Raw genomic sequence first — 24,300 nt, forward strand, 5'->3', positions numbered from 1 at the left:
TGAGGCGGGCCCCCGGAAGCCGCCCGGCGCATCGCCGGGCCGGTCGGTGCTGCCCGCAGACGCAGTCCACACACCCCCGCCCAGGGGGTCGTCCCGACGTCCGCGCCACGTGCGCGTCTGCGGAGAGAACTCGTGTCGAATGCCGTCTCCGGCCTGCCCGTAGGGCGTGGCCTGCTCTATCTGATCGTCGCCGGTGCCGCCTGGGGCACCGCCGGTGCCGCCGCCTCGCTGGTCTACCGCACCAGTGACATGGGGCCCGTGACCCTGTCCTTCTGGCGCTGCGCCGCCGGCCTCGTACTGCTGCTCGCCGCCCGTCCGCTGCGCCCGCGGCCCGCCGTACCGGAGCCGCTGCGCCGCAAGGCGCTGCGGGCCGTCCTCACCGGCCTCGGCCTCGCGGTGTTCCAGACCGCCTACTTCGCCGCGGTGCAGGCGACCGGGCTCGCCGTGGCCACCGTCGTCACCCTGGGCGCCGGCCCGGTGCTGATCGCGCTCGGCGCGCGCCAGGCCCTCGGCGAGCGGTTGGGGCGGGGCGGGGCGGCCGCCGTCGTCGGCGCCCTGGCCGGGCTGGGGGTGCTCGTCCTCGGCGACGGCAGGACGTCCGTCGAGCCCCGGGGCGTGCTCCTCGCCCTGCTCTCCGCGGCCGGGTACTCCGCGATGACGCTCCTCACCCGCTGGTGGGGGCGCGACGGTTCGGCGGACGCGGCCGGTACGTCCGTCGGTGCGTTCGCCGTGACGAGCCTGTGCCTGCTGCCCTTCGCCCTCGCCGAGGGGCTGGTGCCGCACAGCGCCGAACCGGTCCGGCTGCTGTGGCTCCTGGCGTACGTCGCGGCCGTCCCGACCGCCCTGGCCTACGGCCTCTACTTCGCCGGCGCGGCCGTCGTCCGCTCGGCCACCGTGTCCGTGATCATGCTGCTCGAACCGGTCGGTGCGGCGGCGCTGGCCGTCGTCCTGCTCGGTGAGCACCTCACCGCGGCGACCGTGGCCGGCACCGTGCTGATGCTCGGTTCGGTGGCGGGGCTCGCGGTGGCGGAGGCGCGACAGGCGCGGATGTCCCCGGCGCCGGCCTGACGGCGGGGCCCGCCGCGCGAGGCCCCCGGCGCCCTCGCGCGGCGCGCCCTACCGGTGCGCAGGCGTCACAGCGCGGCCAGATAGCCCGGCAGTCCGGTGCCCGCTTCCAGGCCGGGGTCGGCCACCGGCGCGTCGTAACCCTTGCGCAGCGGGACGAGGCCGGCCCAGTGGGGGAGGGCGAGGTCCTCGGGCTCGTCGTTCACGCCGCCGGTGCGGAGCTTCGCGGAGACCTCGTCCAGGTCGAGGCGGATCACGGCGGTGGCGGCCAGTTCCTTCTTGCTGGCCGGCCGGGAGTCGTGCGAGCGGCCGGGTACGACATGGTCGACCAGGGCGTCCAGGGCCGTGCGCTTCTCCTCCGGGTCCGTCACGTCGTACGCCGTGCCGTGCACCACGACCGACCGGTAGTTGATCGAGTGGTGGAAGGCCGAGCGGGCCAGCACCAGCGCGTCCACGTGCGTCACCGTCAGGCACACGGGCAGGCCCGGGTCCGCCTGGCCCGTCATCCGCAGCGGGCGGGAGCCCGTGGAGCCGTGCACGTAGAGGCGCTCGCCGACCCGGCCGTACAGCGTGGGCAGGACGACGGGGGCGCCGTCGCGGACGAAACCGAGGTGGCAGACGTAGCCCTCGTCGAGGATCGCGTGCACCAGCTCCTTGTCGTAGGAGGCCCGGTCGGCGGAGCGGGTGGGGACGGTGCGGTCGGTGGGCGAGTAGGCGGTGCCGGGCTGCGACGGCGTCTGCGTGGTCCCCTGCATGGCGCTCTCCATTGTACTAGTGCATAATAATGTTTGTGCTAGGAGAGTATCGGATCGCGGGACGCGGTGCAGCGGAGATCTCCGCGAGCGTCGAACGCGCGGTGGGCGCGGGCGAGCTGGAGCCGGGACAGGCGCTGCCTCCGATGCGGGAGTTGGCCGAGCGGCTGGGGGTGAATCCGAACACCGTCGCCGCGGCCTACCGCACGCTGCGGGAGCGCGGGGTCATCGAGACCGCCGGGCGCCGGGGCAGCCGGGTGCGCGCGAAGCCGGCCACCACGGGGCGCGAGTTCATCGGCGTCGAGGTCCCCGAGGGCGTGCGTGACGTGTCCGACGGCAATCCGGACCCGGCGCTGCTGCCCGCGCTCGGTCCGGTGTTCGCCGCGGCCGCCGAGCGGGGCGACCGGGAGCCGGTGCTGTACGGGCACGCGCCCGTGGAGCCGGAGCTGGCACGGGCGGCGCGGGCCGGAATGGACGCCGACGGAGTGCCGGACGGCCCCCTCGCCGTGATGTCGGGGTCCCTGGACGCGATGGAGCGGGTGCTCGCGGCGCACCTGCGGCCCGGCGACGCCGTCGCCGTCGAGGACCCGGGCTGGGGCAGCCTGCTCGACCTCGTGCCCGCGCTCGGCCTGCGCACGGTGCCCGTCCGCGTCGACGACGAGGGGCCGCTGCCCGACGACGTGCGCCGTGCCCTGGCCGCCGGTGCCCGCGCCCTGGTCGTCACGGACCGCGCGCAGAACCCGACGGGCGCCGCGCTGAGCGCCACGCGCGCGCGTGCCCTGCGGTCCGTCCTGCGGGACCACCCGGAGACACTGCTGATCGAGGACGACCACGGCCACCGCATCGTCGACCTGCCGCTGCACCCGCTCGCCGGTACGACCCACAGCTGGGCCCTCGTCCGTTCCGCGGCCAAGGCCTACGGGCCGGACCTGCGGCTCGCCGTGCTCACCGGCGACGCCGTCACCCTCGACCGGGTGCGCGGCCGGCAGCGGCTCGGCCCCGGCTGGGTCAGCCGCATCACCCAGCGGGCCGTGGCGCTGCTGTGGTCCGAGGGCGCGGTGGACGCGGGGGCGGTGGCGGCGGCGTACGGGCGACGCCGGGACGCGCTGCTCGGCGCGCTCCGGGCGCGCGGGGTCGAGGCGCACGGGCGCAGTGGCATGAACGCGTGGATCCCCGTGCCGGACGAGACCGGTGCCGTCGCCCGCCTGCTGCACGCCGGCTGGGCCGTGGCACCCGGCGCCCGCTTCAGGATCGACGCCCCGCCCGGCATCCGGATCACCGTCTCGACCCTGACCGACGGAGAGGAACGCCCCCTGGCGGACGCGGTCGCGAAGGCGCTGGGCCCGGGCCCGGGTCGGCACTACGCCTGACGGGCGCGGGGCCGGGCCCGGGGCTTCCGGCATGGCTGGGCGGGGGTGGCGCCGGGCATGGCGGGTTCGGCCATGGTGGGGCGCCGCGCGTTGTGCGGCAGGTTCAGGCCGGGCCGTCCGGCGCGGTCGGCCGGGGTCCGGGAGACGCTGCGTCCGGCGCGGTTCAGCCGGGGCAGGGAAATGCCGTGCACGACGCGTCCGGCCCCGGGTGGGCGTCGCGCGTTCTTCGGTCGCGTCGGGGCGGGGCGGCCGGGGTGGTCGGGTCGGGGCCCGGGGTGACGTGTCCGGCGCGGGCCCCGGCCACCCGGCTCGCGGGCCCGGGCCGGTCTGCGCGGGCCCAGGGCGTCCGGGTCGCGGCTAGGCCGGGGTCTTCTGGGGCTCCCGGGTCGGACGTGCCGGCTCGGTGGGGCGGTTCGCCCTGGGGCGTGCCTGGGTCAGTGCCGCGCCCGCGAGGACGACGACCGCGCCGACCGGGGTCGACCAGGACAGCGACTCACCCAGCAGCGCGACGCCCGCGGCCGTGGCGATCACCGGGGTGAAGTACGTGACCATCTGGGCCGTCGTCGGGCCCACTTCGGCGACCAGGTCGTACTGGATCAGGAAGGCGAGCCCGGTGCCCAGCGCGCCCAGCGCCGCGACCGACAGCACCGGCAGCACCGGGAAATGAGTCGGCACCGAGGTGAACAACGGAGTGACGACCACCAGTTGCAGCGTCGCGAGCAGCAACTGCGCTCCCGTCAGGGACAGGTGCGAGTGGCTGGAGCCGGCCAGTGTGCGGCGGACGTAGATCCATCCGACCGGATAGCTCAGCGAGGCGAGCAGCGCCAGCGCCGTGCCCGTGACGTCCAGGCCGTGGAAGCCCTGCCAGACGCCCAGCACCGTCAGGACGCCCAGAAAGCCGATGCCGAGGCCTGCCACCCGCAGCCGGGTCGGCCGGTCCTCGGAGAGGGCGACCAGCGACAGGGCCATGCCCCACAGCGGCGAGGTCGCGTTGCAGATGCCCGCCAGGGACGACGGGACGGTCAGCTCGGAGTAGGCGAAGAGGGAGAACGGCAGCGCGTTGAGCAGGAACCCGGCGACCGCCAGGTGCGCCCACGTCCGCGCCCCGCGCGGCAGCCGCTCCCGCTTCACCGCCATCACCCCGGCGAGCACCGCCGTACCGAACACCAGCCGGCCCAGCGTGACCTGGAACGGGGCGAAGCTCTCGGTCCCCACCTTCATGAAGAGGAAGCTGAAACCCCAGATCAGGGCGAGGACGCCGAAGCGCAGCCGCCAGTCGAGGACGCGGCGGACCCGGCGGGGAGCGGGGGAGGAGGTGACGCTGCTCATGGAGGCAACGATGCGGCACCTCTCCTCGTAGCACAATCGATATTTCGCGCCCGGTATCTCGTAGCATCACTTACATGTTGAACCTGGAGCGCCTGCGCACCCTCGACGCCCTCGCCCGGCACGGATCGGTCAGCGGCGCCGCCGAGGGCCTGCACATCACCACCTCGGCCGTCTCCCAGCAGATGTCCAAGCTGGAACGCGAGGTGGGCCAGCAGATCCTGGCCAAGAACGGCCGGGGCGTGCGGCTGACGGACGCGGGCCGGCTCCTCGCCGAGCACGCGGCGCGCATCCTCTCCCAGGTCGAGCTCGCCCAGTCCGACCTCGAGGCGCACCGCGGTCAGGTGGTGGGCGAGCTCCGGCTGTCGGCGTTCCCCACCGCCGCCCGCGGGCTGTTCCCCACCGCGCTGTCCGCCCTGCGCGCCGAGCACCCCGCGCTGCGCATCCGCTCCAGCGAACTGGAACCGGAACGCGGCATCCGGGGGGTGGTGCGCGGCGACCTGGACCTGGCCGTCGTGCTCGACTGGTACAACAAGCCGATGCCGCTGCCCGACGGCCTGGTCAAGGCGCCGCTCCTGGACGACCCCGCGGACGTGGCCATGCCGACCGGCCACCGGCTCGCCGGACGGGACGAGGTGGACCTCACCGAGTTCGCCGAGGACGAGTGGATCACGTGGGCCGAAGGCGAGTTCTGCCACGAGTGGCTGATGTTCACGCTGCGCTCGAAGGGCATCGAACCGATCATCGGCCACCGTGCCGCCGAGACCCACACCCAGCTCGGCCTCGTCGCCGCGGGACTCGGCGTGTGCATCGCCCCGCTGCTCGGGCGCGACCCGATGCCCTCCGGCGTCGTCACCGTGCCACTGCGCCGGCGGGCGCGCCGGCACGTGTACGTCGTCTGGCGCGCGGACGCCGACCGCCGCCCGTCGATCCGGGCGGCGGTGGAGGCGTTGCGGGTGGCGGCGGGCCGGCTCGGCTGACCTCCCGTCCTACGCGGACGACAGCTTGCGGAAGTCCCAGGAGACGATCTTGCCGGGCGTCAGCCGCAGCCAGGCGTGGCGGCCGTCGTGCGGCATCTCGTCCAGGCCGAAGTTCTTCCGCGCGAACAGCGTTTCGGGAAGGTCCAGTTCGGCGCAGAGCTCGCCGGTGCGGGGCGCCTCGCCCACGAACTCGGCGCGGCCGGACAGCTCCGCGCCCCGCAGCTCGTCGTACTCCTCACCGGTGTCGACCACGATCGCCATCCGCGCGTCGCGCCGCAGGTCGGCCCACCGTCTGCTGCGCACGACCGAGTACAGCCACACCGAGGAACCGTCCCAGGCGAACCAGAGCGTGCTCACGTGCGGCGCGCCGTCCGCCGAGACCGTGGCGACCCGGCAGGTGCGCTGAGCGGTGAGGAACGCGTCCAGCTCGCCGGGCGTCATCATGATCTTCCGGCCCCGGCGCTGAGCGACGGTCATGCGGTCCCTTCCCCGTACCTCGTGTCGGTCTGCCCCGCCCTCCGCACCGCCCTCACGCGAGTTCGATCGAGTCTCCGCTGACCGTGATCCGCACGGCGGGCAGCGGCTCGGGAGCGGGACCGCCCTGCACGCTGCCGTCGGTGATCGAGAACCTGCTGTTGTGGCAGGGGCAGTTGATGACGCCGTCGGAGACGTCCTTCACGGCACATCCCTGGTGGGTGCAGATGGCCGAGAACGCCTTGAACTCGCCCGCCGTGGGCTGGGTGACCACGATCTTCCGGTCGGCGAGGACCTTGCCGCCCCCTTCGGGGATGTCCGCGGTCGCCGCGACCGCGCCCGCTGCCTTCTCGGGTGCGGCACCGGACTCGCTCGACGCGTCGTCGTCCGAACCGCCGCACGCGGTCAGGGCGACGGCGAGCCCCGCGGCCCCGGCCGCCGCCACGACCGTACGACGAGCCGGTCCCGACGCGGGGTGAAACGATGCGCTGGTCATACTGATGACGTTCCCTTCCGGGGCTGGATGCGTGATCTGCCGAGAGGTACGGCCGCGGGGCACGTGCCGTTCAGCCCGCCAGGCGCTGTTCATGGGGGACACCACACCGCACGGGCTCATCGCGGCGCAAGAGGCCGCCGCGTCGCCTTCCGCCGGTCCGATGACGCCCCTTGCCGCTTCCCGCGAGCGCTCCGTGGCGGTCACCGGCAGGCTGGAGACGTGAGCGGAAACGGAGACGGCGCGGACGGTCTGCGGCTGACCTCGGCTCGCGGGCGCTGGGTCCTGGCCTGTGTCGTGCTCGCGTCCGGCATGGCCATGCTCGACGGCACGGTCGTCAACGTGGCCCTGCCCAGGATGGGGCGGGACCTCGGCGCCTCCCTGTCGGTGCTCCAATGGGTCGTCAACGCCTACATGCTGACGCTGTCCGCGCTGATCCTCTGGGGCGGCGCGCTCGGCGACCGGATGGGCAGACGGCGCACCCTGCTGCTGGGCGTCGCCTGGTTCGCCGGGGCCTCGGCACTGTGCGGCTTCGCACCGAACGAGTACGTGCTGATCGGCGCGCGTGCGCTCCAGGGCGTGGGCGGCGCGCTGCTCACCCCGGGCTCGCTGGCGCTGGTCCGGGCGTCCTTCCATCCCGACGACCAGTCGCGCGCGGTGGGCGCCTGGTCCGGCCTGACCGGTGTGGCGGGCGCCCTCGGCCCGTTCCTCGGGGGCTGGCTGATCGACGGGCCGGGGTGGCGGTGGATCTTCCTCATCAACGTGCCCGTCGCGGTCGCCGTCGTGCTGGTCGCGGTCGCCTCCGTACCGGAGAGCCGTGACCCCGCGGCGGCCGGACGTCCCTTCGACACGCTGGGTGCGTGTCTCGCGGCGGTGGCGCTGGGCGGTGTCAGCTACGCGCTGATCAGCGCGTCCTCGGCCGGCCCCGCCGTCCGCGTGGCGCTTCCGGCGGTGGTCGCCGTGGCCGCCGGGGCGGTCTTCCTCGTGGTCGAACGCCGGGCCCGCAACCCGATGATGCCGCTCTCCCTGTTCTCCTCCCGGCTGTTCTCGGCGACCAACGGGATGACGGTGTTCCTGTACGCGGCCATCGGCGGTGTCCTGTTCCTGCTGCCGGTCCAGCTGCAGACGGCGCTCGGGTACGACGCGCTGGAGGCCGGCCTCGCGACGCTGCCCATCACCGTGCTGATGCTCCTGCTCTCCGCCCGGGCGGGCGCGCTGGCCACACGCATCGGCCCGGCGATCCCGCTGATCACCGGGCCACTGGTGGCCGCGGCCGGAGCGGCGCTGCTGCTGCGGGTCGCGCCCGGCTCCGCCTACGTACCGGACATCCTCCCTCCCGTGCTGGTGATGGGTCTGGGCATGAGCCTGTTCGTGGCGCCGCTCACGGCCACCGTCCTGGCCTCCGTCGACGCCGGGCACGCCGGGTTGGCGAGCGGGGTCAACAACACCGCGGCACGGGTGGCCCAACTGCTGATCGTCGCCGCGCTGCCCCTCCTGGTGGGCCTCTCCGGAGACGCCTACACCTCCGGTGCCGCGGTGAACCGCAGCTTCCACCGCGCCGCCGTCGTGACCGTCGTGCTCTTCGTCACCGCCTCGGCGACGGCCGTCCTGTTCGTCCGCCCCCAGCGCGTACGCCACCGGGTCGAGACAGCCCCGCGTCCCGTGTGCCGCTCCCACCTGTCCCTCACCTGCCCGCCGCTGGAACCCGGGCCGGGCGCCTCCCGGGACCGTCCTCGCCGGTGATCACCCTCGGTTACTATGCTCACTTCATGCCCGAGGCCGGAAGCAAGGGGCCGACGGCCCGTGACGGCTGCACGGCTGAAGAGACGGATGGCCCGGGAGAATGCTGAAAGAGGTCACCGCGACCCGCTACATCACGCCCCTGCGTGAAGGGGGTTCGCTCCCGGGACTCGTCGAGGCCGACGACCTCGGGACGTACGTCCTGAAGTTCACCGGGGCGGGGCAGGGCCGCAAGACGCTCGTCGCCGAGGTGGTCTGCGGCGAACTCGCCCGCCGCCTCGGCTTCCGGGTGCCGCGGCTGGTGACCGTCGACCTCGACCCGGTCCTCGGGCTGGGCGAGCCGGACCAGCAGGTGCAGGAGCTCCTCAAGTCCAGCGGCGGCACCAACCTCGGCATGGACTTCCTCTCCGGCGCCCTCGGGTTCGACCCGCTGGCCTTCGACGTCAGCCGGGAGGAGGCCGGGCGGATCGTCTGGTTCGACGCGCTGGTCAACAACGTCGACCGGTCCTGGCGCAATCCGAACCTGCTGCGGTGGCGGGGCGACGTGTGGCTCGTCGACCACGGCGCCACCATGATCTGGCACCACAACTGGCCCGGCGCCGAGGCCTCGGCCGCCCGTCCGTACGACGCCCGCGACCACGCCCTCGCGCCGTTCGCGCCCGACGTCCACTCGGCCGCCGCCGCGCTCGCGCCCCTCGTCACCGAGGAACTCCTGGCCGAGGTCACCGCCGAGATCCCGGACGTCTGGCTGGCCGACGAGCCCGGTTTCGCGACGCCCGACGACCTGAGGCGGGCCTATGCCCGGCCACTGCTCGCGCGGGCCGCCACGATCCACGACCGCGTCGAGGGGGCCCGGTGAACGACCGCCACGTCTACGAGTACGCGCTGCTGCGCGTCGTGCCGCGGATCGAACGCGGGGAGTGCGTCAACGCGGGAGTGCTCGTGTACTGCCGGGCCGCGTCCTACGTCGGCGCCCGCACCCATCTCGACGAGGGCCGGCTGCTCGCGCTCGACCCGCACGTCGACCTGCCCGGCGTGCGCGCCGCGCTGCGTGCCGTCGAGGGCGTGTGCGCCGGCGGGACCGCGGCGGGGCAGGCGGCCCCCGACGATCCGGGCCGCCGCTTCCGCTGGCTGATCGCGCCCCGCTCCACCATCGTCCAGCCGGGCCCCGTGCACACCGGCCTCACGGCCGACCCGGCCGCCGAGACGCAACGGCTGCTCGACCTGCTGGTGCGGTAGGCGGCCCGCGCGTCCGGGCGTCAGGCGCGCCGGCGGCGCCGGAACACGTAGGCGGTGCCGAGCGCGGCGCTCGTCACGCAGGCCAGGCCGATGCCGAGGTCCCAGCCGGCCGGCCCGGTGGCCGAGGCGCCGCCCAGCCCGCCCTGGGTGCCGAGTGTCGGCGTGACGGCGGGGGAGGTCGCGGGACCCGGTACGGCGGTGGTCGGCCGGGACGTGGTGACCGGGGCCGGTGTGGTGGGGGCGGGACGCGGCTTGGAGGTCGCGGAGATCGACGCCGGCGAGTCCCGCCGCGGCGGGCCTCCGACGGCCTCCCGGGCGGCATCGATCCGGCCCTGGCCGTTCCCGCCTTGGCCGTTCCCGCCTTGGCCGTTCCCCTGGCCGTTGCCGCCCAGCCCGTTCCCGCCCTGGCCGTCACCGTGTTGGCCGTTCCCCTGGCCGTTTCCGCCCTGGCCGTTTCCGCCCTGGTCGTTCCCGCTCTGGTCGTTCCCGCCCGGGTCGGGCCGTCCGCCGTCGGGGCTGCCGGGGTCGAAACCGCCCTGGCCGGTCCCGCTCTGGTCCGGGCCGGGCCCGTCCGGTCCGCCCCCGTCGGGCCGGTCCTCCTCGAAGCCGCCCGCGTCGGGCCGGTCCGTGTCGGCTCCGCTCTCGTCGGTCCGGCCCCCGCCGGGCGGGCCGTCGCCGAAGGCGTCCGCCGGGAGCGCGTCCGGGGACAGCGGGTCGGAAGCGAACGGGTCCTGGTCGCCCGGGTCGTCGGCGAGGACCGACTGGGCCGCCCTCTGGTGGGTGAGAGTCCGGGAATCCATCTCCTGGGGGTGCGCGGGGTCGGCCAGGGGCACGATCGCCGCTATCGCGACGGCTATGCCTGCGGCACCGGTACGACGGCGCATGGACGCCTCCTTTCCGGCCACGAAGGGCTCGGCCTCCGACGCTAGGGGCCCGGCGCCGCGCGGGCCCGCAGCGCTGGGCCGTCCGGGGGAGTCCGGCGCGGCCGGCGCACCGGAAGCCCAGGTAATGGATCACACCGCCCCGGTGTCCCGTTGACACCGGGTGCCAGGGCTTCTAGCGTCACGTCTGCGGAAGGTACTAAGCGGTCGCTCACCCATGGGCGTGCCGAGGGGCCCCGCACGGGCCGCATCCCCAGGACGAGGAGAAGCAGCAATGTCCACCAATGAGCAGCGGGTCGCCGTCGTCACCGGAGCCGCGCGCGGCATCGGTGCCGCCACCGCCGTACGACTGGCCGCCGAAGGCCGCGCCGTCGCCGTGATCGACCTCGACGAGGCCGCCTGCAAGGACACCGTGGAGAAGATCACCGCGGCCGGCGGCAAGGCCATCGCGGTCGGCTGCGACGTCTCGGACGAGGCGCAGGTCGAGGCGGCCGTCGCGCGTATCGCCGAGGAGCTGGGCGCGCCCACGATCCTCGTCAACAACGCGGGCGTGCTGCGCGACAACCTGCTGTTCAAGATGAGCGTCTCCGACTGGGACACCGTCATGAACGTGCACCTGCGCGGCGCCTTCCTGATGTCGAAGGCCTGCCAGAAGCACATGGTGGACGCCGGCTTCGGCCGCATCGTCAACCTCTCCTCCTCCTCCGCACTGGGCAACCGCGGCCAGGTCAACTACTCCGCCGCCAAGGCCGGTCTGCAGGGCTTCACCAAGACCCTCGCCAAGGAGCTCGGCAAGTTCGGCGTCACCGCGAACGCCGTCGCCCCCGGCTTCATCGCCACCGAGATGACGAAGGCCACCGCCGACCGCGTCGGCATGGGCTTCGAGGACTTCAAGGCCGCCGCCGCCACCCAGATCCCGGTCGCGCGCGTCGGCGAGCCCGAGGACATCGCCAACGCCATCGCCTTCTTCACCGGCGAGGCCGCCGGCTTCGTCTCCGGCCAGGTGCTGTACGTGGCCGGCGGACCGCTCGACTAGGGAACACGGACATGACTGAACTCCCCGCACTCTCCGGCCAGGTCGCGATCGTCACGGGCGCCAGCCGCGGAATCGGCTACGGCGTCGCGGAGGCGCTCGTCGCGCGCGGCGACCGGGTCTGCATCACCGGCCGCAACGAGGACGCCCTGAAGGAGGCCGTCGAGAAGCTCGGCGCCGACCGGGTCATCGGCGTCGCCGGCAAGGCGCACGACGAGGCCCACCAGGCGGCCGCCGTCGAGCGCACGATGGAGGCCTTCGGCCGCGTCGACCACCTGGTCAACAACGCCGGCACCAACCCGGTGTTCGGGCCGATCGCCGACCTCGACCTGAACGTCGCGCGCAAGGTCTTCGAGACCAACGTGATCTCGGCGCTCGGCTTCGCCCAGCGCACCTGGCACGCCTGGCAGAAGGACAACGGCGGCACGATCGTCAACATCGCCTCCGTGGCGGGCCTGTCGCCCTCGCCCTTCATCGCCGCCTACGGCGTCAGCAAGGCCGCGCTGATCAACCTCACCGCGCAGCTGGCGCACGAGTTCGCACCCGGGGTCCGGGTCAACGTGATCGCCCCGGCGGTCGTGAAGACCAAGTTCGCCGCCGCCCTGTACGAGGGACGCGAGGAGGAGGCCGCCGCGAGCTACCCGCTGGGCCGGCTCGGTGTTCCCTCCGACATCGGCGGCGCCGCCGCGTTCCTCACCTCGGAGCAGTCCGCCTGGATCACCGGCCAGACGCTCGTGGTCGACGGCGGCATCTTCCTGAACGCCGGCGTGGGCTGACGCACCACCCGCGCACACCGCTCGCGGCACGGGCGCCCTGGACGGAGAGGCGCCCGTGTCCGCGTGCTGAGATCATCCGGGCCATGACAACGTAGTCATCGCGAAAATGATCAAAAGCCCTGTTCACAGGGGAGTTCAGGGAGCCCGGTGCTGCGGTATGGTCTGCCGACCCTTGGTACGGCGGATCGAGGAGCGTGCGCGTGTTCAACCGGAACCGATGCCTGCGGAGTGTCGCGGCCATCGCGTCCATATCCTGGCTGGTCACCGGATGCGGCATCTGGTCGTCCGACAGCTCCGAGGACGAGGGACCGATCGTCGTGGGTACGACCAGCGCGCCCAGCACGCTGGACCCGGCGGCCTCGTGGGACGGCTCCTGGGAGCTGTTCCGCAACATCTACCAGACCCTGCTCAGCTACCCCAACGGCGCGACCACGCCCCAGCCCGACGCGGCCAAGAGCTGTGCGTTCAGCGACGCGGCGAACCAGGTGTACCGCTGTGAGCTGCGCGACGGCCTGACCTTCTCCAACGGGCACACGCTGGACGCGCAGGCGGTCAAGCACTCCATCGACCGCATCAAGCAGATCAACGTCAACGGTGGCCCCGCCGGTCTGCTGGGCAGCCTCGACCGGGTCCAGGCGCCCAGCGACCACGAGGTGGTCTTCCACCTCAACAAGCCCGACGCCACCTTCCCGTTCGTGCTCGCCACGCCCGCGATGTCGATCGTCGATCCCGCCGGATACCCGGCGGACGAGCTGCGCAAGGGCGACGGGATCGCCGGCTCCGGCCCCTACACGCTCCAGTCGTACCAGGACGGGGAGCGGGCCGAACTCGTCCGCAACGACCACTACAAGGGCTTCGCGGAGCGCCACAACGACGCGGTGACCATCCGGTACTTCAAGGACTCCGCCGGCATGGTGAAGGCGCTGCGCGACCACGAGATCCAGGCCACCTACCGGGGTCTCGCGGCGGACGACATCGTCACGCTCCAGGGCAAGGCCGCCAAGGAGGAGGAGCTCCAGCTGGTCGAGGGCACCGGTGCGGAGATCAGCTACCTGGTGTTCAACCCGAAGGACCCGTGGGCGGGCCGCAAGGCCGTGCGCCAGGCCGTCGCCCAGGTCGTCGACCGTGCGGCGATCGCGCACACGGTCTACCAGGACACCGTCGACCCGCTCTACTCGATGGTCCCCAAGGGGCTGACGGGCCACACCACGGGCTTCTTCGACGACTACGGCGACCCCAGCGTCTCCAAGGCCCGCGAGATCCTCGCCGACGAGGGCATCACCGAGCCCGTCCCGCTCACCCTCTGGTACACCACCGACCGCTACGGCTCGGAGACCGAGGCGGAGTTCAAGGAGCTCGAGCGGCAGCTGGACGACTCCGGCCTCTTCACGGTGACCCTCAAGAGCCGGCCCTGGAAGACGTACGTCGAGGGGTACCAGAAGGGCGAGTACCCGGTGTTCGGCCGCGGCTGGTCCCCGGACTTCCCGGACGCCGAGAACTTCATCGCCCCCTTCGTCGGCGAGCAGAACGCGCTCGGCACCCCGTACCCGGCCCCGGAGATCACGGGAGAGCTGCTGCCCCGGTCCCGCCGCGAGAGCGACCGTGCGAACGTGGAGAAGGACTTCGAGCGGGCACAGCAGATCCTCGTGAACGACGCGCGGCTGCTGCCGCTGTGGCAGGGCAAGCAGTACGTGGCCGCCAGCAACGACATCTCGGGCGCGGAGCGGGCGCTGGACCCCTCGACGATCATGATGATGTGGCAGCTGTCCCGGAAGACGAGCTGGTAGACGATCCGCTCCCGGTCCGGCCGAGCGCCCCCGGGAGCGGACTGTCAGTGGTCGCCGGTAGGTTCTGAGGACCGCAAGCGACCGCACACCGTGAGGAAGTTGACGTGACCGACATCGCCATGCTGCCCGAGTCCTGGCGCGAGGTGCTGGGCGACGAACTGCAGAAGCCCTACTTCAAGGAGCTGACGGAGTTCGTCGAGGAGGAGCGGGCGAACGGCCCCGTCTACCCTCCCCGCGAGGAGGTCTTCGCCGCGCTGGAGGCGACGCCGTACGACCAGGTGAAGGTGCTGGTCCTCGGGCAGGACCCGTACCACGGCGAGGGGCAGGGCCACGGCCTGTGCTTCTCGGTCCGGCCGGGGGTGAAGGTGCCGCCGTCGCTGCGCAACATCTACAAGGAGATGCACGCCGAGCTGGACGTCCCGATCCCGGACAACGGCTACCTCATGCCGTGGGCGAAGCAGGGAGTCCTGCTGCTCAACGCGGTGCTCACGGTCCGGGCCGGCGAGGCGAACTCGCACAAGTCCCGGGGCTGGGAGCTGTTCACCGACGCGGTGATCCGCGCGGTGGCCGGCCGGCCCGACCCGGCGGTGTTCGTGCTGTGGGGCAACTACGCGCAGAAGAAGCTGCCGCTGATCGACGAGACGCGGCACGTGGTGGTCAAGGGCGCGCACCCCTCGCCGCTGTCGGCGAAGAAGTTCTTCGGTTCCCGCCCGTTCACCCGGATCAACGAGGCCGTCGCCGCGCAGGGGCACGAGCCGATCGACTGGACCGTGCCCGACCTGAGCTGACCCGTCGGCCGGTCCGCGCGTCCCGGGCCGCCTGACCTGGAAGACCGCCGCCTGCGGTTAGCGTCGTCGGGGACAGCCGACGAGGGGCACGGAGGACGTGGTGGCCAAGGGACAGGAGCAGGCGGCGCCGGACGCCGTACCGACGCGGATCGGGCAGGTCGTCATGCTGCACCACGCCGGCGACCGCGAGGAGGCCCGGCACCGCTACCTCGTCCTGTGGGCGGAGCTCGGCGAGCACGGCGACCCGCTGCACCGCTGCACCCTCGCCCGCTACCTGGCCGACACCCAGGACGATCCGGGGGACGAACTGGCGTGGGACCTCAGGGCCTTGGCGGCCGCCGAGGAACTCACCCAGGACGACGGCGACGAGCGGCACGGAGGCAGGGTCGCCGCACGGGCCCTGTTCCCCTCGCTGCACCTGGACCTGGCCGCCGACTACGACCGCCTCGGCCACCGCGAGACCGCCCGGCTGCATCTGCGGCGGGCCCGCCGCGCGGCGGAGGCGCTGGCCGACGACCGGTACGGCGAGGGCGTGCGGGCGGCGATCCGCCGGCTGGAGACGCGGCTCGGCGACGGCGGCCCCGCGGCGGACGGCCCGTGGGGGCCGCCGCGCCGGCGGCCGTAGGGGGCCGCGGGCCGAGCGGCCGTGGACGGCGGACCGACCCCGGACGGACCGGGACGTGCCTCCGTGCCGACGGGCCGGCAGGTTTCTCAGTGGCCGTACGTCCGCTCGCAGATGACCGCCTCCGGACTGCCCGGCCGCCAGCCGCCGTACTGCTTGCCCAGGGAGCACACGTCCGCCTCCGTGCCGGTGCCCCCGCCGGCCGGCCTCGGCAGGTCGGGGACGCCGGCCCGTGGTTCGCGAGCCGTTCCGCCCGGTCTCCGGGACGCCTCGGGGCGCGCGGGCCGCGGCCGCGGCTCCGGGCGGGCGGCCGGGGGCTTGCGGGACGCCGGGGCCGTCGGGCGGTCCGCGCGGCGCGGTTCCTCCGAGGCGCGGGCGGGGGACGGGGAGGGGCCGGTCCTCTCCAGCGCCTCACGGGCCGGGGCCTGTACCACTCGCGGCCCGGCCGGACCGTCCGGACGGGGCGCGGACGAGCGGGCGCCGGCCGCCGGGCCGGAGGCGGGCTGGACCGTCGTACAGCCGGACAGGGCCGCGAGCGCCACGGTCACCAGAAGCGTTGCGGTGGTCGTCGTTCGATGCACCCGCGCCACTCTGGCGGGGCCGGACCCGCCGCGCGACGGCGGACGGGCGGAGGTTGCCCCGCACGGGTGATCTCCACCCCCGTAAGGAGGCCCCGCGCCCGCGGCCGCTGACGTCAGTCGCCGGTCGCGCCGTCGAGGCACTCGCGGATCAGGTCGGCGTGGCCGTTGTGGCGCGCGTACTCCTCGATCAGGTGCGTGTGGATCCAGCGCAGGTTGTACCGCTCCCCGGTACGCCGGTGCTTCCCCCGGGACATCTCGTCGAGACCGAAGCCGGCCGCGTGGCGCCGGGCGGCCTCGATCTCGGCCTGCCAGGTGGCGTACGCCTCCTGCCACGTGTCCGCCTCGGTCAGGTGGAACTCGCCGTCCGGGTCCTCGTCGCTGTAGTAGAGCGGTTCGGCGTCCTCGGCCGCCAGCACCCTGCGGTACCAGCTCCGCTCCACCTCGGCCATGTGCCGCACCAGCCCCATCAGCGACAGCGAGGAGGGGGGCACGGCTGCGGTCCGGAGCTGAGCGTCGGTCAGGCCCTCGCACTTCCAGGCGAGGGTCTGCCGGTGGTAGTCCAGCCAGCCCTCCACCATGGTGCGTTCGTCGGCGTCGGTCGCGGGTTCGCGGCGGTCGGTAGTCATGACACCGCATCCTGGCCCAACCCCTCTTGATCCACCAGGGAATTCCCCGGGTCAGCGGCCCAGCATGCCGTCGATCAGCTCGCGCAGACCCGCCCGCACCTCGTCCGGACCCGGCATCTCGGCACTGAACGACCCGGCCACGCAGGAGAACATCAGCCCGTCCGCCCAGGCGACGAGGGACAGCACGTGGCGGGCCGGGTCGGCCGAACCCATCGCCGTGACGAGCGTGCCGAGCTGCTCGCGGAAGCGGGCGCCGGTGGCGTCGAAGTAGGCCCGCAGTTCGGGCCGGCGCGTGGCCTCCAGGGCCAGTTCGTAGCGCGCCAGGGTCAGTTCGCGGTTGCGGGTCAGGGCGCGGTGCGTCGCCAGCGCCAGCGCGTCCACCAGGGCGTCGAGGCCGCCGCGCGGGTCGGGCATCTCGTGCAGGGCCAGTACCCGCGCCTCCCGCTCGGCCAGCCGCCGCACCGCCAGTTCGAGCAGCGCCTGCCGGGTCCGCGCGAGGTTGGACGTGGAGCCCTGGGGGAGCCCGGCCGCCTCGTCGACCGCGCGGTGCGTGAGCCCGCGCATCCCGCGCTCGGCGAGCAGGGCGAGCGCGGTGTCGGCGACGAGGCCGGCGCGGGCGGCGCCGGTGGCGGGTGCGGTGCGGGCGGACATGCGGCCAACCTACCTGGCGCACTACGGCTGTAGTACAGTCGAGGCGTCGGCTCACTACATCTGTAGTGAGCGCAGGGCAAACACGAGGAGCAGCCATGGGAAGGACCCGGCAGGCCGTCGTCATCGGCGGCGGGATCGGCGGACTCGCCGCGGCGGCGGCCCTGCACGGCAGCGGCGTGCGGGTCACCGTCCTCGAGCGCTCCCCGACCCTGGAGCCCGTCGGCGCCGCCATCTCCCTGTCGCCCAACGCCCTGCGCGCCCTGGACGTCATCGGCCTCGGCGACGAGATCCGCGACCTCGCCGCCTGGCAGGGCGACGGAGGCCTGCGCACCCCGGGCGGGCGCTGGCTCTCCCGTTCCAGCGCCGAGGCCGCGGCGGCCCGGTTCGGCGGCCCGCTCGTGCTGCTGCACCGGGCGACCCTCATCGACCGCCTCGCCGCACAGTTGCCGCCCGGCACGGTCCGCACGGGGGTCGCCGCGTGCCTCGCCGATCCCGGGGACGGCGACCGGCCGGCGCGCGTGGTGACACCCGACGGCGAGCTGGAGGCCGACCTGGTCGTGGCCGCCGACGGCATCCGCTCCGCCGTGCGCCGGACGCTGTTCCCCGGCCACCCCGGACCCGTCTACTCCGGCTTCACCACGTGGCGGCTGGTCATCCCCCTGCCCGGCGTCACCTTCGCCTCGCACGAGACCTGGGGCCGGGGCCGAATCTGGGGCACGCACCCGCTCAAGGACGGCCGGGTCTACGCGTACGCCGCCGCCGTCACCGCGCCGGGCGGGCACGCGGCGGACGAGAGGGCGGAACTGCTGCACCGGTACGGCGACTGGCACGACCCGGTCCCCGCCGTCCTCGCCGCCGCCCGCCCCGGGGACGTCCTGCGCCACGACGTGCACCACATCGCCGAGCCCCTGCCCGCCCACCACCGCGGCCGGGTCGCCCTCCTCGGGGACGCGGCCCACGCCATGCCGCCGACCCTCGGCCAGGGCGGCAACCAGGCGATCGAGGACGCGATCGTGCTCGCCCACCACCGCGACGACCTCGCCGCCTACACGGCCGCCCGGCTGCCCCGTACGACCGCCGTCGCACGGCAGGCCGTCCAGGTGGCCCGGCTCAACATGGCGCGCGGCCGCGCCGTGACCGCCGTGCGCGACGCCGCGATGGCCGCGCTGTCGAAGGCCCGCCCCGCGCTGTTCCTGCGGAGCTTCGACGGCATCGCCGACTGGCGGCCCCCGCAGGCGCCGTATGCTTCGCAGCGGACCCGGGCCGGCGAGACGTCAGAGGAGCACATCCAGTGAAGGTCGGTTGCATCGGACTCGGCGACATCGCGCAGAAGGCCTACCTGCCGGTGCTCGCCGTCCTGCCCGGTACGGAGCTGCACCTGCAGACCCGTACCCCCGCGACCCTCACCCGCGTCGCCGACGGACTGCGCATCCCGGAGGGACAGCGCCACACCGACCTCGCCTCCCTCCTCGCCCAGGACCTCGACGCCGCCTTCGTGCACGCACCGACGGCGGCCCACCCCGAGATCGTGACGAGGCTCCTGGAAGCCGGCGTGCCGACCTACGTCGACAAGCCGCTCGCCTACGAGCTGCCCGCATCCGAGCGGCTGGTGGAGCTCGCCGAGCGGCGCGGCACGAGCCTCGCCGTCGGCTTCAACCGGCGCCACGCCCCCGGGTACGCACAGTGCGCCGAGCACCCGCGCGAGCTGATCCTCATGCAGAAGAACCGCACGGGGCTCCCGGAGGAGCCGCGCACGATGATCCTCGACGACTTCATCCACGTCGTCGACACCCTGCGCTTCCTGGTGCCCGGCCCAATCGACGACGTCACCGTGCGCTCCCGCGTCGAGGACGGCCTGCTCCACCACGTCGTGCTCCAGCTCGCCGGGGACGGCTTCACCGCGCTCGGCGTGATGAACCGGCTCAGCGGGTCGGCCGAGGAGATCCTCGAGGTCTCCGGGCAGGACACCAAACGCCAGGTGGTCAACCTCGCCGAGGTGATCGACCACAAGGGCCAGCCGACCCTGCGGCGGCGCGGCGACTGGGTGCCGGTGGCCCGGCAGCGCGGCATCGAACAGGCGGTGCACACCTTCCTCGACGCCGTGCGGTCGGGCACGGTGCTCAGTGCCCGGGACGCGCTGGAGACCCATGAGCTGTGCGAGCGCGTGGTACGCGCGGTGCTGGATCCGACCGCCTGAGCCGCAGCGTCCGCACCCCCTCGCAGGCGGCCCACGCCGCCAGGACCAGCAGCGCCCCGTGCGCCGTCCAGTCGCCGAAGCGGACGTACAGGGTGGTGCCGTGCGCGAGCGGTACGTCGTACACCCGGGCCGCGCTCGCATCGGTGCCGAGCCAGGGGCCGATCCGCGCACCCGTCGCGCCGTGCACGGCGGAGACCCCGGTCAGCGTCGCGTGGACCATCGGACGGCCCGTCTCGGCGGCGCGCAGTGCGGCGAGCGAGGCGTGCTGCGCGGGCGCCCACGTGTCCTGGAACGTCGACGTCGACGACTGGGCGAGCAGCACCTCGGCGCCGTCGGCGGCCAGATGCCGGCTCATGTCGGGGAAGGCGCTCTCGAAGCAGACCATCGGGCCGATCCGCAGCCCCTTCCCCACGTCCATCACGACCTGCTCCGAGCCGCGCCTGCGGTCCTCGCCCGCCGCCTTGCCGACGGAGGTGGCCCAGCCGAGCAGCGAGCGCGCCGGCACGTACTCCCCGAAGGGGACCAGCCGCATCTTGTCGTAGCGGTCACCGGTCGGGCCGTCCGGGCCGACCAGCACCGAGCTCTTGTAGATGCCGGGCCTGTCCGAGCGCCGCGCGTCCACGTTGACCAGGATGTCCGCACCGGTCTCCCGGGACAGGGCCGCCAGCCGCCGCGCCAGGTCGGGCCGGTCGTCCAGGTCGAAACCGACGCTGCTCTCGCCCCAGACGATCAGGTCGGCGCCCCGGTCCGCCAGCCCGCGGGTCAGCTCCTCCTCCCGGTCGAAGCGCCGGTCGGCGCTGTCGCGTCCGGCGACGACGCCGGGCTGCACCACGGCGACGGCGACCCGCTCACCGGTGTCGGGGCGCGGCGCCCACACCCAGGCGGCGGAGGTGGCGGCGGCGGTGGCGACGAGCCCGGCCACGGCCGGCACCCGGGCCCGGCGGACGGCGACCAGGACGGCGACGGCCACGTTGACGGCCACCACCAGGAAGCTGAGCAGCCACACCCCGCCGACCGAGGCGAGCCGCAGCGCCGGGGCGACCTCCCACTGGCTGGCACCGATCATGCCCCAGGGACCGCCGAGCCCCTGCCAGGACCGGACCAGTTCCACGGCCAGCCAGCCCGACGGCAGCACCAGGAGCGCCGTCACGACCCTGCCGGCCGCCGGGACCCCGCCCAGCAACCGTCGCACCAGCCACCCCCACGGCGCCCACAACGCGCCGAGCAGTGCGGCGATGACGAACGTGAACACGTGCAGGCTGGGCAGCAGCCAGTGGTGCATGGCCAGCATGAATCCGAAGCCCGCGCACCAGCCGTCGTACGCGGCCCGCCTGCCGGCCGGCGCACTCCGGGCCAGCAGCAGCCACGGGACCAGCGCGACCCAGGCCCACCACCACAGTGAGGGGGCGGGGAAGGCGAGGACGGGCAGCGCGCCGGCGAGGACGGCGACGGCAGAGCGCCGCCAGGGGGGTACGAGCCAGTGGCCGAGCGTCTTCATGGGCGGCTCCCTACCCCGTGGTGCTTTCAGTGTGCGCTCACGACGCGTACCCGTTCAGTTGATCACACCGGCGGTGCCCCCACCGGGCGGGCGTCCGCGTCGTGCCCGTCCCGTGGGTCGTCCGCGAGGGGCCTCGACGCCGGGCCGGCGGCAGCCGTTCGGATCACCCGGAGTGGCCCTTCAGGTGATTGCCGGACACCGCCCGGGCCGCACGGCCGTCGCCGGGGTACGACGGCTGAGCACAGGACGAACCCACAGGCCGTGAGGAGCTCGGGGATGTACGCAGCAGTCCGGCGATACGAAGGGGTGACCGACGCGGCCGAGGCGGCACGTCTGGTGAACGAGGGGTTCCTGCCGCTCCTGCGTCAGGTGTCCGGCTTCGTGGCCTACTACTGGATCGACGCCGGGGGCGGGGTGATGGTCTCGACCAGTGTCTTCCAGGACCGTGCCGGTGCCGAGGAGTCGGTCTCCAGGGCAGCGGACTTCGTGCGGGACAACCTCGCGACGGTGCTCCCCGAAGCGCCGCAGGTGATGGCCGGCGAGGTGGTCGTGTCCGCGTGAGGGCGCCCGGGACGGCCAGGGCGAGCTCAGGTCTCTCCGGGGCCGGCCGGGCCCTCGCCGGACCGTGGATCATGGGGCGCGTGAAGCAGCGGACGAAGTATGCGGCCCCGGTCGGGCAGTCGGAGCACGAGCCGGAACTCTCGGCGTACCAGAGGGCGATGCGGGACCGGCTTCTCGCGGCCCCCGTGGTGCCCGCGCCCGAGCCGTGGCGGCCCGTCTTCGCGGACCGGTACGGCGTGCCGGTCGGCGGACTGCTGGGCATCGGCTTCGCGTCGGACCCGGGTACCGGCCGTGACCTGGTGATGGTCGTCTCGCGCGACGGGCACGGGCTCTTCGACGCGGTCACCGGTGAGAAGGTCGCCCGAAACCGCGACCCCGACCCGGAGGACAGCACCCCCGACGCGGCCGACGACCTGTCCTGCCCGGGGCTGGGGCCGGTCGCCGGGAGCCGTGTGCACATCGCCGGGCTCTTCGGCGGAGGGCTGCACAGCACCACCGAGGACGGCTGGTGCCTCGAGGTCGTCACCCCGGCCTGGCCGAACGAGCGTGTCCTGCTGTCCCGCGACGGCGGACTGCCGCACGCGGGTCCGCACGGAGAGCGGTGGTGGCACATCGTCCACGCGAACTACTCCACGTTCCGCGCAGCCGGCTTCTCCCCCTCCGGACGCACCATCGCCGTGGCGACGAGCAGCGACCTGGCCCTGTGGACCCGCGCGGACCGGTGACCTGGGGAACACGTCGGCCTAGGATGATCGATGATCGATCAAACGCCGTCGCAGGAGGTTCTCATGTCGCGTCCCGTCACCGTCGTCACCGGAGGAAGCCGGGGGATCGGCGCCGCGACCTGTCTGCGCCTCGCCGCCGACGGGCACGACGTCGTCATCGGCTACGTACGGGACGAGGCCGCCGCCCGGGCGGTGGCCGACCGGGTGCGGGAGGCGGGCGGCAGTGCCCTCGCCGTGCGGGCGGACACGTCGGTCGAGGCCGACGTCGAACACCTCTTCGAGGTCGCGGAGCGGGAGCTCGGTCCGGTGACGGGCCTGGTGAACAACGCGGGCGTGACCGGTCCGCTGGGACGCCTCGCCGACAGCGACACCGCCGACCTGCGCCGGGTCCTGGACGTCAACCTGCTGGGCGCGCTGCTGTGCGCGCGCCGCGCCGCGCAGCTGATGACCCCGCGGGGCAGCGGCGCGATCGTCAACGTGTCGTCGGGTGCCGCGACCATCGGCAGCCCGGGCGAGTACGTCCACTACGCGGCGTCCAAGGCGGGCGTCGACGCCCTGACCGTGGGCCTGTCCAAGGAGCTGGGACCGGCCGGCGTCCGCGTCAACGGCGTCGCCCCGGGCGTCACCGACACCGAGATGCACGCCGCCATGGGCGACCCCGGGCGGGCCGGGCGGATGGGGGCGGCCGTACCGCTGGGGCGGGCGGGCCGGGCCGAGGAAGTGGCCGCGGCCGTCGCCTGGCTGATGTCGCCGGACGCGTCGTACACGACGGGGACGGTGCTGCGCGTCGCCGGCGGACGCTGAGACGTCACTGCGGCGCGCGCCGGGGGAGGCCGCTCACGGGCCGGCCTCCCGGGCCGCTCAGGCGGCCTCGATGATCTCGCAGCGGATCGCGGCGGCCCATTCGACCACGAGCAACTCGTACTCCACGCGCTCCTGGGCCGACAGGGATCCGCCCGCACGTCGCCACAGGGCACGGATCTGGGCGTTCAGCTCCGCGGCGGAACGCGCGGAACCAGGGGTCACGTAATCGGGGGACATGCGGACAAGCGTAGGTGCAAGCACTGACACTGCGCTACCGGACGGCTACGCAGGCATATGCCCGTCAGCCGGCGGACTCGGCGGCGTGCGGGCTGAGGACGCCGGCCGCGACCAGGGCGATGATGAGGACACCGAGCGCGATGCGGTACCAGACGAACGGCATGAAGCTCTTCGTCGAGATGAACTTCATGAACCATGCGATGACCACGTAGCCCGTGCCGAAGGCGATGACCGTCGCGAACAGCGTCGGGCCCCAGGAGACGTGGTCGCTCTCCATCGCGTCCTTGAGCTCGAACAGGCCCGAGGCGAGCACCGCGGGGACGGCGAGAAGGAACGAGTACCGGGCCGCGGCCTCGCGCCGGTAGCCCATGAACAGGCCGCCGCTGATGGTCGCGCCGGAGCGGGAGACGCCCGGGATGAGGGCCATGGCCTGGCAGAGACCGTAGATCAGGCCGTCCCGGACGCCCAGGTTGTCCAGGTCCTTGCGCTGCTTCGGCGCGCGGTGCCGGCCGCCCTTCTCGTCGCGCGCCGCCAGCCGGTCCGCGATGCCTATGACCACGCCGACGACGATCAGCATCGTCGCGGTGATGCGCAGGTCGCGGAACGGGCCCTCGATCTGGTCCTTCAGCGTCAGGCCGAGCACGCCGATCGGGACCGAGCCGATGATCACCAGCCAGCCCATGCGGGCGTCCGGGTCGCCGCGCATCTCCTTGCTCGCGAGCGAGCGGGTCCACGCCGAGATGATCCGCCCGATGTCCTTGCGGAAGTAGATGAGGACGGCGGCCTCCGTGCCGATCTGGGTGATCGCCGTGAAGGCCGCACCCGGGTCGTGCCAGCCGGAGAACGCCGCGGTCAGGCGCAGGTGCGCGCTGGAGGACACGGGGAGGAACTCGGTCAGCCCCTGGACGAGTCCGAGGACGAGGGATTCAAACCAAGACATGAAGTTACGGAGTCCAAGTGCCGATCGAGGAACGGTCGATGGACACACCGAGCCACCGTCCGCGGTGATCAGGATCAGGCGTGTCGAGGGGCAGCGTAGCGCCCCGAAATGACGGCCGGACGACAGGGGTGACGGGGCCCGGGACCCCGGCCGG

The 24,300-nt window shown here is 73.8% G+C and carries 27 protein-coding genes; 16 read left to right on the forward strand and 11 right to left on the reverse strand.

Annotated elements, in window-relative coordinates; all coding sequences use genetic code 11:
- The first annotated feature begins 132 nt into the window (after positions 1–132).
- A complete protein-coding gene (locus ACGF3H_RS23265) occupies positions 133–1,068 on the forward strand; it encodes an EamA family transporter (RefSeq protein WP_362487782.1) in 936 nt (311 codons plus the stop codon).
- 65 nt (positions 1,069–1,133) lie between these two features.
- On the opposite strand, the gene ACGF3H_RS23270 is transcribed toward ACGF3H_RS23265, so the two are convergent.
- On the reverse strand, positions 1,134–1,820 hold the full coding sequence (locus ACGF3H_RS23270; RefSeq protein ID WP_362487779.1) for a pyridoxamine 5'-phosphate oxidase family protein: 687 nt from the start codon (positions 1,818–1,820) through the stop codon (positions 1,134–1,136).
- A gap of 35 nt (positions 1,821–1,855) precedes the next feature.
- Between ACGF3H_RS23270 and ACGF3H_RS23275 the strand changes: the two genes are divergently transcribed.
- Positions 1,856–3,187, forward strand: coding sequence for an aminotransferase class I/II-fold pyridoxal phosphate-dependent enzyme (locus tag ACGF3H_RS23275; RefSeq protein WP_362487777.1), 1,332 nt, complete (start codon positions 1,856–1,858; stop codon positions 3,185–3,187).
- Positions 3,188–3,544: 357 nt separating this feature from the next.
- Here the strand turns inward: ACGF3H_RS23275 and ACGF3H_RS23280 are convergent, their stop codons facing one another.
- Complete coding sequence (locus tag ACGF3H_RS23280) at positions 3,545–4,516, reverse strand: DMT family transporter (RefSeq protein WP_362487774.1); 972 nt, start codon at positions 4,514–4,516, stop codon at positions 3,545–3,547.
- A 74-nt stretch (positions 4,517–4,590) separates the two neighbouring features.
- Here ACGF3H_RS23280 and ACGF3H_RS23285 point away from each other — a divergent pair, with 74 nt between their 5' ends.
- Complete coding sequence (locus ACGF3H_RS23285) at positions 4,591–5,493, forward strand: LysR family transcriptional regulator (protein ID WP_362487771.1); 903 nt, start codon at positions 4,591–4,593, stop codon at positions 5,491–5,493.
- 9 nt (positions 5,494–5,502) lie between these two features.
- On the opposite strand, the gene ACGF3H_RS23290 is transcribed toward ACGF3H_RS23285, so the two are convergent.
- Both ACGF3H_RS23290 and ACGF3H_RS23295 read right to left on the reverse strand, forming a co-directional pair.
- Complete coding sequence (locus tag ACGF3H_RS23290) at positions 5,503–5,970, reverse strand: pyridoxamine 5'-phosphate oxidase family protein (protein WP_362487768.1); 468 nt, start codon at positions 5,968–5,970, stop codon at positions 5,503–5,505.
- A 52-nt stretch (positions 5,971–6,022) separates the two neighbouring features.
- Positions 6,023–6,463 carry a Rieske (2Fe-2S) protein gene (locus ACGF3H_RS23295; protein WP_362487765.1) on the reverse strand — a complete coding sequence of 147 codons (441 nt, stop codon included), beginning with the start codon at positions 6,461–6,463 and terminating at the stop codon, positions 6,023–6,025.
- Between the two features lie 219 nt (positions 6,464–6,682).
- Between ACGF3H_RS23295 and ACGF3H_RS23300 the strand changes: the two genes are divergently transcribed.
- The 3 genes from ACGF3H_RS23300 to ACGF3H_RS23310 all read left to right on the forward strand — a co-directional run bounded on the left by ACGF3H_RS23300 (position 6,683) and on the right by ACGF3H_RS23310 (position 9,439).
- Positions 6,683–8,203 (forward strand): MFS transporter, encoded by a 1,521-nt coding sequence (locus tag ACGF3H_RS23300; protein WP_362487762.1) that lies wholly within the window; start codon positions 6,683–6,685, stop codon positions 8,201–8,203.
- A gap of 100 nt (positions 8,204–8,303) precedes the next feature.
- A complete protein-coding gene (locus ACGF3H_RS23305; protein WP_362487759.1) occupies positions 8,304–9,059 on the forward strand; it encodes a HipA family kinase in 756 nt (251 codons plus the stop codon).
- Complete coding sequence (locus ACGF3H_RS23310; protein ID WP_362487756.1) at positions 9,056–9,439, forward strand: DUF3037 domain-containing protein; 384 nt, start codon at positions 9,056–9,058, stop codon at positions 9,437–9,439. The genes ACGF3H_RS23305 and ACGF3H_RS23310 overlap by 4 nt, the downstream gene beginning before the upstream one ends.
- 20 nt (positions 9,440–9,459) lie before the next feature.
- Here ACGF3H_RS23310 and ACGF3H_RS23315 read toward each other — a convergent pair whose 3' ends face one another.
- Positions 9,460–10,323, reverse strand: a complete 864-nt coding sequence (locus ACGF3H_RS23315; RefSeq protein ID WP_362487754.1) for a hypothetical protein — start codon at positions 10,321–10,323, stop codon at positions 9,460–9,462.
- A 271-nt stretch (positions 10,324–10,594) separates the two neighbouring features.
- Here ACGF3H_RS23315 and fabG point away from each other — a divergent pair, with 271 nt between their 5' ends.
- The 5 genes from fabG to ACGF3H_RS23340 all read left to right on the forward strand — a co-directional run bounded on the left by fabG (position 10,595) and on the right by ACGF3H_RS23340 (position 15,329).
- On the forward strand, positions 10,595–11,356 hold the full coding sequence (gene fabG / locus ACGF3H_RS23320) for a 3-oxoacyl-ACP reductase FabG (RefSeq protein WP_362487752.1): 762 nt from the start codon (positions 10,595–10,597) through the stop codon (positions 11,354–11,356).
- A gap of 11 nt (positions 11,357–11,367) precedes the next feature.
- Positions 11,368–12,129 (forward strand): SDR family oxidoreductase, encoded by a 762-nt coding sequence (locus ACGF3H_RS23325; protein ID WP_362487749.1) that lies wholly within the window; start codon positions 11,368–11,370, stop codon positions 12,127–12,129.
- Positions 12,130–12,329: 200 nt separating this feature from the next.
- The gene (locus ACGF3H_RS23330) at positions 12,330–13,916 is read left to right on the forward strand and encodes an ABC transporter substrate-binding protein (RefSeq protein ID WP_362487748.1); all 1,587 of its coding nucleotides are present in this window, start codon (positions 12,330–12,332) and stop codon (positions 13,914–13,916) included.
- 104 nt (positions 13,917–14,020) lie between these two features.
- Positions 14,021–14,704 (forward strand): uracil-DNA glycosylase, encoded by a 684-nt coding sequence (gene ung / locus ACGF3H_RS23335; protein ID WP_362487746.1) that lies wholly within the window; start codon positions 14,021–14,023, stop codon positions 14,702–14,704.
- Positions 14,705–14,804: 100 nt separating this feature from the next.
- Entirely contained in the window at positions 14,805–15,329 is a 525-nt protein-coding gene (locus tag ACGF3H_RS23340) for a hypothetical protein (protein WP_362487744.1), read from the forward strand.
- Positions 15,330–15,415: 86 nt separating this feature from the next.
- On the opposite strand, the gene ACGF3H_RS23345 is transcribed toward ACGF3H_RS23340, so the two are convergent.
- The 3 genes from ACGF3H_RS23345 to ACGF3H_RS23355 all read right to left on the reverse strand — a co-directional run bounded on the left by ACGF3H_RS23345 (position 15,416) and on the right by ACGF3H_RS23355 (position 17,184).
- Entirely contained in the window at positions 15,416–15,907 is a 492-nt protein-coding gene (locus ACGF3H_RS23345; protein WP_362487742.1) for a hypothetical protein, read from the reverse strand.
- 113 nt (positions 15,908–16,020) lie between these two features.
- Entirely contained in the window at positions 16,021–16,533 is a 513-nt protein-coding gene (locus ACGF3H_RS23350) for a DinB family protein (RefSeq protein ID WP_362487740.1), read from the reverse strand.
- Positions 16,534–16,584: 51 nt separating this feature from the next.
- Positions 16,585–17,184, reverse strand: coding sequence for a TetR/AcrR family transcriptional regulator (locus ACGF3H_RS23355; protein WP_362487738.1), 600 nt, complete (start codon positions 17,182–17,184; stop codon positions 16,585–16,587).
- 95 nt (positions 17,185–17,279) lie between these two features.
- On the opposite strand from ACGF3H_RS23355, the gene ACGF3H_RS23360 reads away from it, so the two are divergent.
- Both ACGF3H_RS23360 and ACGF3H_RS23365 read left to right on the forward strand, forming a co-directional pair.
- Positions 17,280–18,479 carry an FAD-dependent monooxygenase gene (locus tag ACGF3H_RS23360; RefSeq protein ID WP_362487736.1) on the forward strand — a complete coding sequence of 400 codons (1,200 nt, stop codon included), beginning with the start codon at positions 17,280–17,282 and terminating at the stop codon, positions 18,477–18,479.
- Positions 18,476–19,381 carry a Gfo/Idh/MocA family oxidoreductase gene (locus tag ACGF3H_RS23365; RefSeq protein ID WP_362487734.1) on the forward strand — a complete coding sequence of 302 codons (906 nt, stop codon included), beginning with the start codon at positions 18,476–18,478 and terminating at the stop codon, positions 19,379–19,381. The genes ACGF3H_RS23360 and ACGF3H_RS23365 overlap by 4 nt, the downstream gene beginning before the upstream one ends.
- Here the strand turns inward: ACGF3H_RS23365 and lnt are convergent.
- Positions 19,305–20,879, reverse strand: coding sequence for an apolipoprotein N-acyltransferase (gene lnt, locus ACGF3H_RS23370; RefSeq protein ID WP_362487731.1), 1,575 nt, complete (start codon positions 20,877–20,879; stop codon positions 19,305–19,307). The genes ACGF3H_RS23365 and lnt overlap by 77 nt on opposite strands.
- 276 nt (positions 20,880–21,155) lie before the next feature.
- Here lnt and ACGF3H_RS23375 point away from each other — a divergent pair, with 276 nt between their 5' ends.
- From ACGF3H_RS23375 to ACGF3H_RS23385, 3 genes are all read left to right on the forward strand, one after another.
- Positions 21,156–21,440, forward strand: coding sequence for a hypothetical protein (locus tag ACGF3H_RS23375; protein ID WP_362487729.1), 285 nt, complete (start codon positions 21,156–21,158; stop codon positions 21,438–21,440).
- 158 nt (positions 21,441–21,598) lie between these two features.
- The gene (locus ACGF3H_RS23380; protein ID WP_393816533.1) at positions 21,599–22,165 is read left to right on the forward strand and encodes a hypothetical protein; all 567 of its coding nucleotides are present in this window, start codon (positions 21,599–21,601) and stop codon (positions 22,163–22,165) included.
- 63 nt (positions 22,166–22,228) lie between these two features.
- Positions 22,229–22,969 (forward strand): SDR family oxidoreductase, encoded by a 741-nt coding sequence (locus tag ACGF3H_RS23385; RefSeq protein ID WP_362487725.1) that lies wholly within the window; start codon positions 22,229–22,231, stop codon positions 22,967–22,969.
- Between the two features lie 57 nt (positions 22,970–23,026).
- On the opposite strand, the gene ACGF3H_RS23390 is transcribed toward ACGF3H_RS23385, so the two are convergent.
- Both ACGF3H_RS23390 and ACGF3H_RS23395 read right to left on the reverse strand, forming a co-directional pair.
- The gene (locus ACGF3H_RS23390) at positions 23,027–23,206 is read right to left on the reverse strand and encodes a hypothetical protein (protein ID WP_362487723.1); all 180 of its coding nucleotides are present in this window, start codon (positions 23,204–23,206) and stop codon (positions 23,027–23,029) included.
- Positions 23,207–23,270: 64 nt separating this feature from the next.
- Positions 23,271–24,146: an undecaprenyl-diphosphate phosphatase gene (locus tag ACGF3H_RS23395; protein ID WP_362487721.1), complete on the reverse strand. Its 876-nt coding sequence runs from the start codon at positions 24,144–24,146 to the stop codon at positions 23,271–23,273.
- Positions 24,147–24,300 lie beyond the last annotated feature (154 nt).

The organism is Streptomyces sp. NPDC048185, assembly GCF_043202495.1.
Lineage (GTDB): Bacteria > Actinomycetota > Actinomycetes > Streptomycetales > Streptomycetaceae > Streptomyces.

Excerpts from the sequence above, each read along its gene's own strand:
- ACGF3H_RS23270 (WP_362487779.1), bottom strand. The coding sequence starts at position 1,820 with ATGCAGGGGACCACGCAGACGCCGTCGCAGCCCGGCACCGCCTACTCG.
- ACGF3H_RS23280 (WP_362487774.1), bottom strand. The coding sequence starts at position 4,516 with ATGAGCAGCGTCACCTCCTCCCCCGCTCCCCGCCGGGTCCGCCGCGTC.
- ACGF3H_RS23285 (WP_362487771.1), top strand. The coding sequence starts at position 4,591 with ATGTTGAACCTGGAGCGCCTGCGCACCCTCGACGCCCTCGCCCGGCAC.
- ACGF3H_RS23290 (WP_362487768.1), bottom strand. The coding sequence starts at position 5,970 with ATGACCGTCGCTCAGCGCCGGGGCCGGAAGATCATGATGACGCCCGGC.
- ACGF3H_RS23295 (WP_362487765.1), bottom strand. The coding sequence starts at position 6,463 with ATGACCAGCGCATCGTTTCACCCCGCGTCGGGACCGGCTCGTCGTACG.
- ACGF3H_RS23305 (WP_362487759.1), top strand. The coding sequence starts at position 8,304 with ATGCTGAAAGAGGTCACCGCGACCCGCTACATCACGCCCCTGCGTGAA.
- ACGF3H_RS23315 (WP_362487754.1), bottom strand. The coding sequence starts at position 10,323 with ATGCGCCGTCGTACCGGTGCCGCAGGCATAGCCGTCGCGATAGCGGCG.
- fabG (WP_362487752.1), top strand. The coding sequence starts at position 10,595 with ATGTCCACCAATGAGCAGCGGGTCGCCGTCGTCACCGGAGCCGCGCGC.
- ACGF3H_RS23325 (WP_362487749.1), top strand. The coding sequence starts at position 11,368 with ATGACTGAACTCCCCGCACTCTCCGGCCAGGTCGCGATCGTCACGGGC.
- ACGF3H_RS23350 (WP_362487740.1), bottom strand. The coding sequence starts at position 16,533 with ATGACTACCGACCGCCGCGAACCCGCGACCGACGCCGACGAACGCACC.
- ACGF3H_RS23355 (WP_362487738.1), bottom strand. The coding sequence starts at position 17,184 with ATGTCCGCCCGCACCGCACCCGCCACCGGCGCCGCCCGCGCCGGCCTC.
- ACGF3H_RS23360 (WP_362487736.1), top strand. The coding sequence starts at position 17,280 with ATGGGAAGGACCCGGCAGGCCGTCGTCATCGGCGGCGGGATCGGCGGA.
- lnt (WP_362487731.1), bottom strand. The coding sequence starts at position 20,879 with ATGAAGACGCTCGGCCACTGGCTCGTACCCCCCTGGCGGCGCTCTGCC.
- ACGF3H_RS23375 (WP_362487729.1), top strand. The coding sequence starts at position 21,156 with ATGTACGCAGCAGTCCGGCGATACGAAGGGGTGACCGACGCGGCCGAG.
- ACGF3H_RS23380 (WP_393816533.1), top strand. The coding sequence starts at position 21,599 with ATGCGGGACCGGCTTCTCGCGGCCCCCGTGGTGCCCGCGCCCGAGCCG.
- ACGF3H_RS23385 (WP_362487725.1), top strand. The coding sequence starts at position 22,229 with ATGTCGCGTCCCGTCACCGTCGTCACCGGAGGAAGCCGGGGGATCGGC.
- ACGF3H_RS23390 (WP_362487723.1), bottom strand. The coding sequence starts at position 23,206 with ATGTCCCCCGATTACGTGACCCCTGGTTCCGCGCGTTCCGCCGCGGAG.
- ACGF3H_RS23395 (WP_362487721.1), bottom strand. The coding sequence starts at position 24,146 with ATGTCTTGGTTTGAATCCCTCGTCCTCGGACTCGTCCAGGGGCTGACC.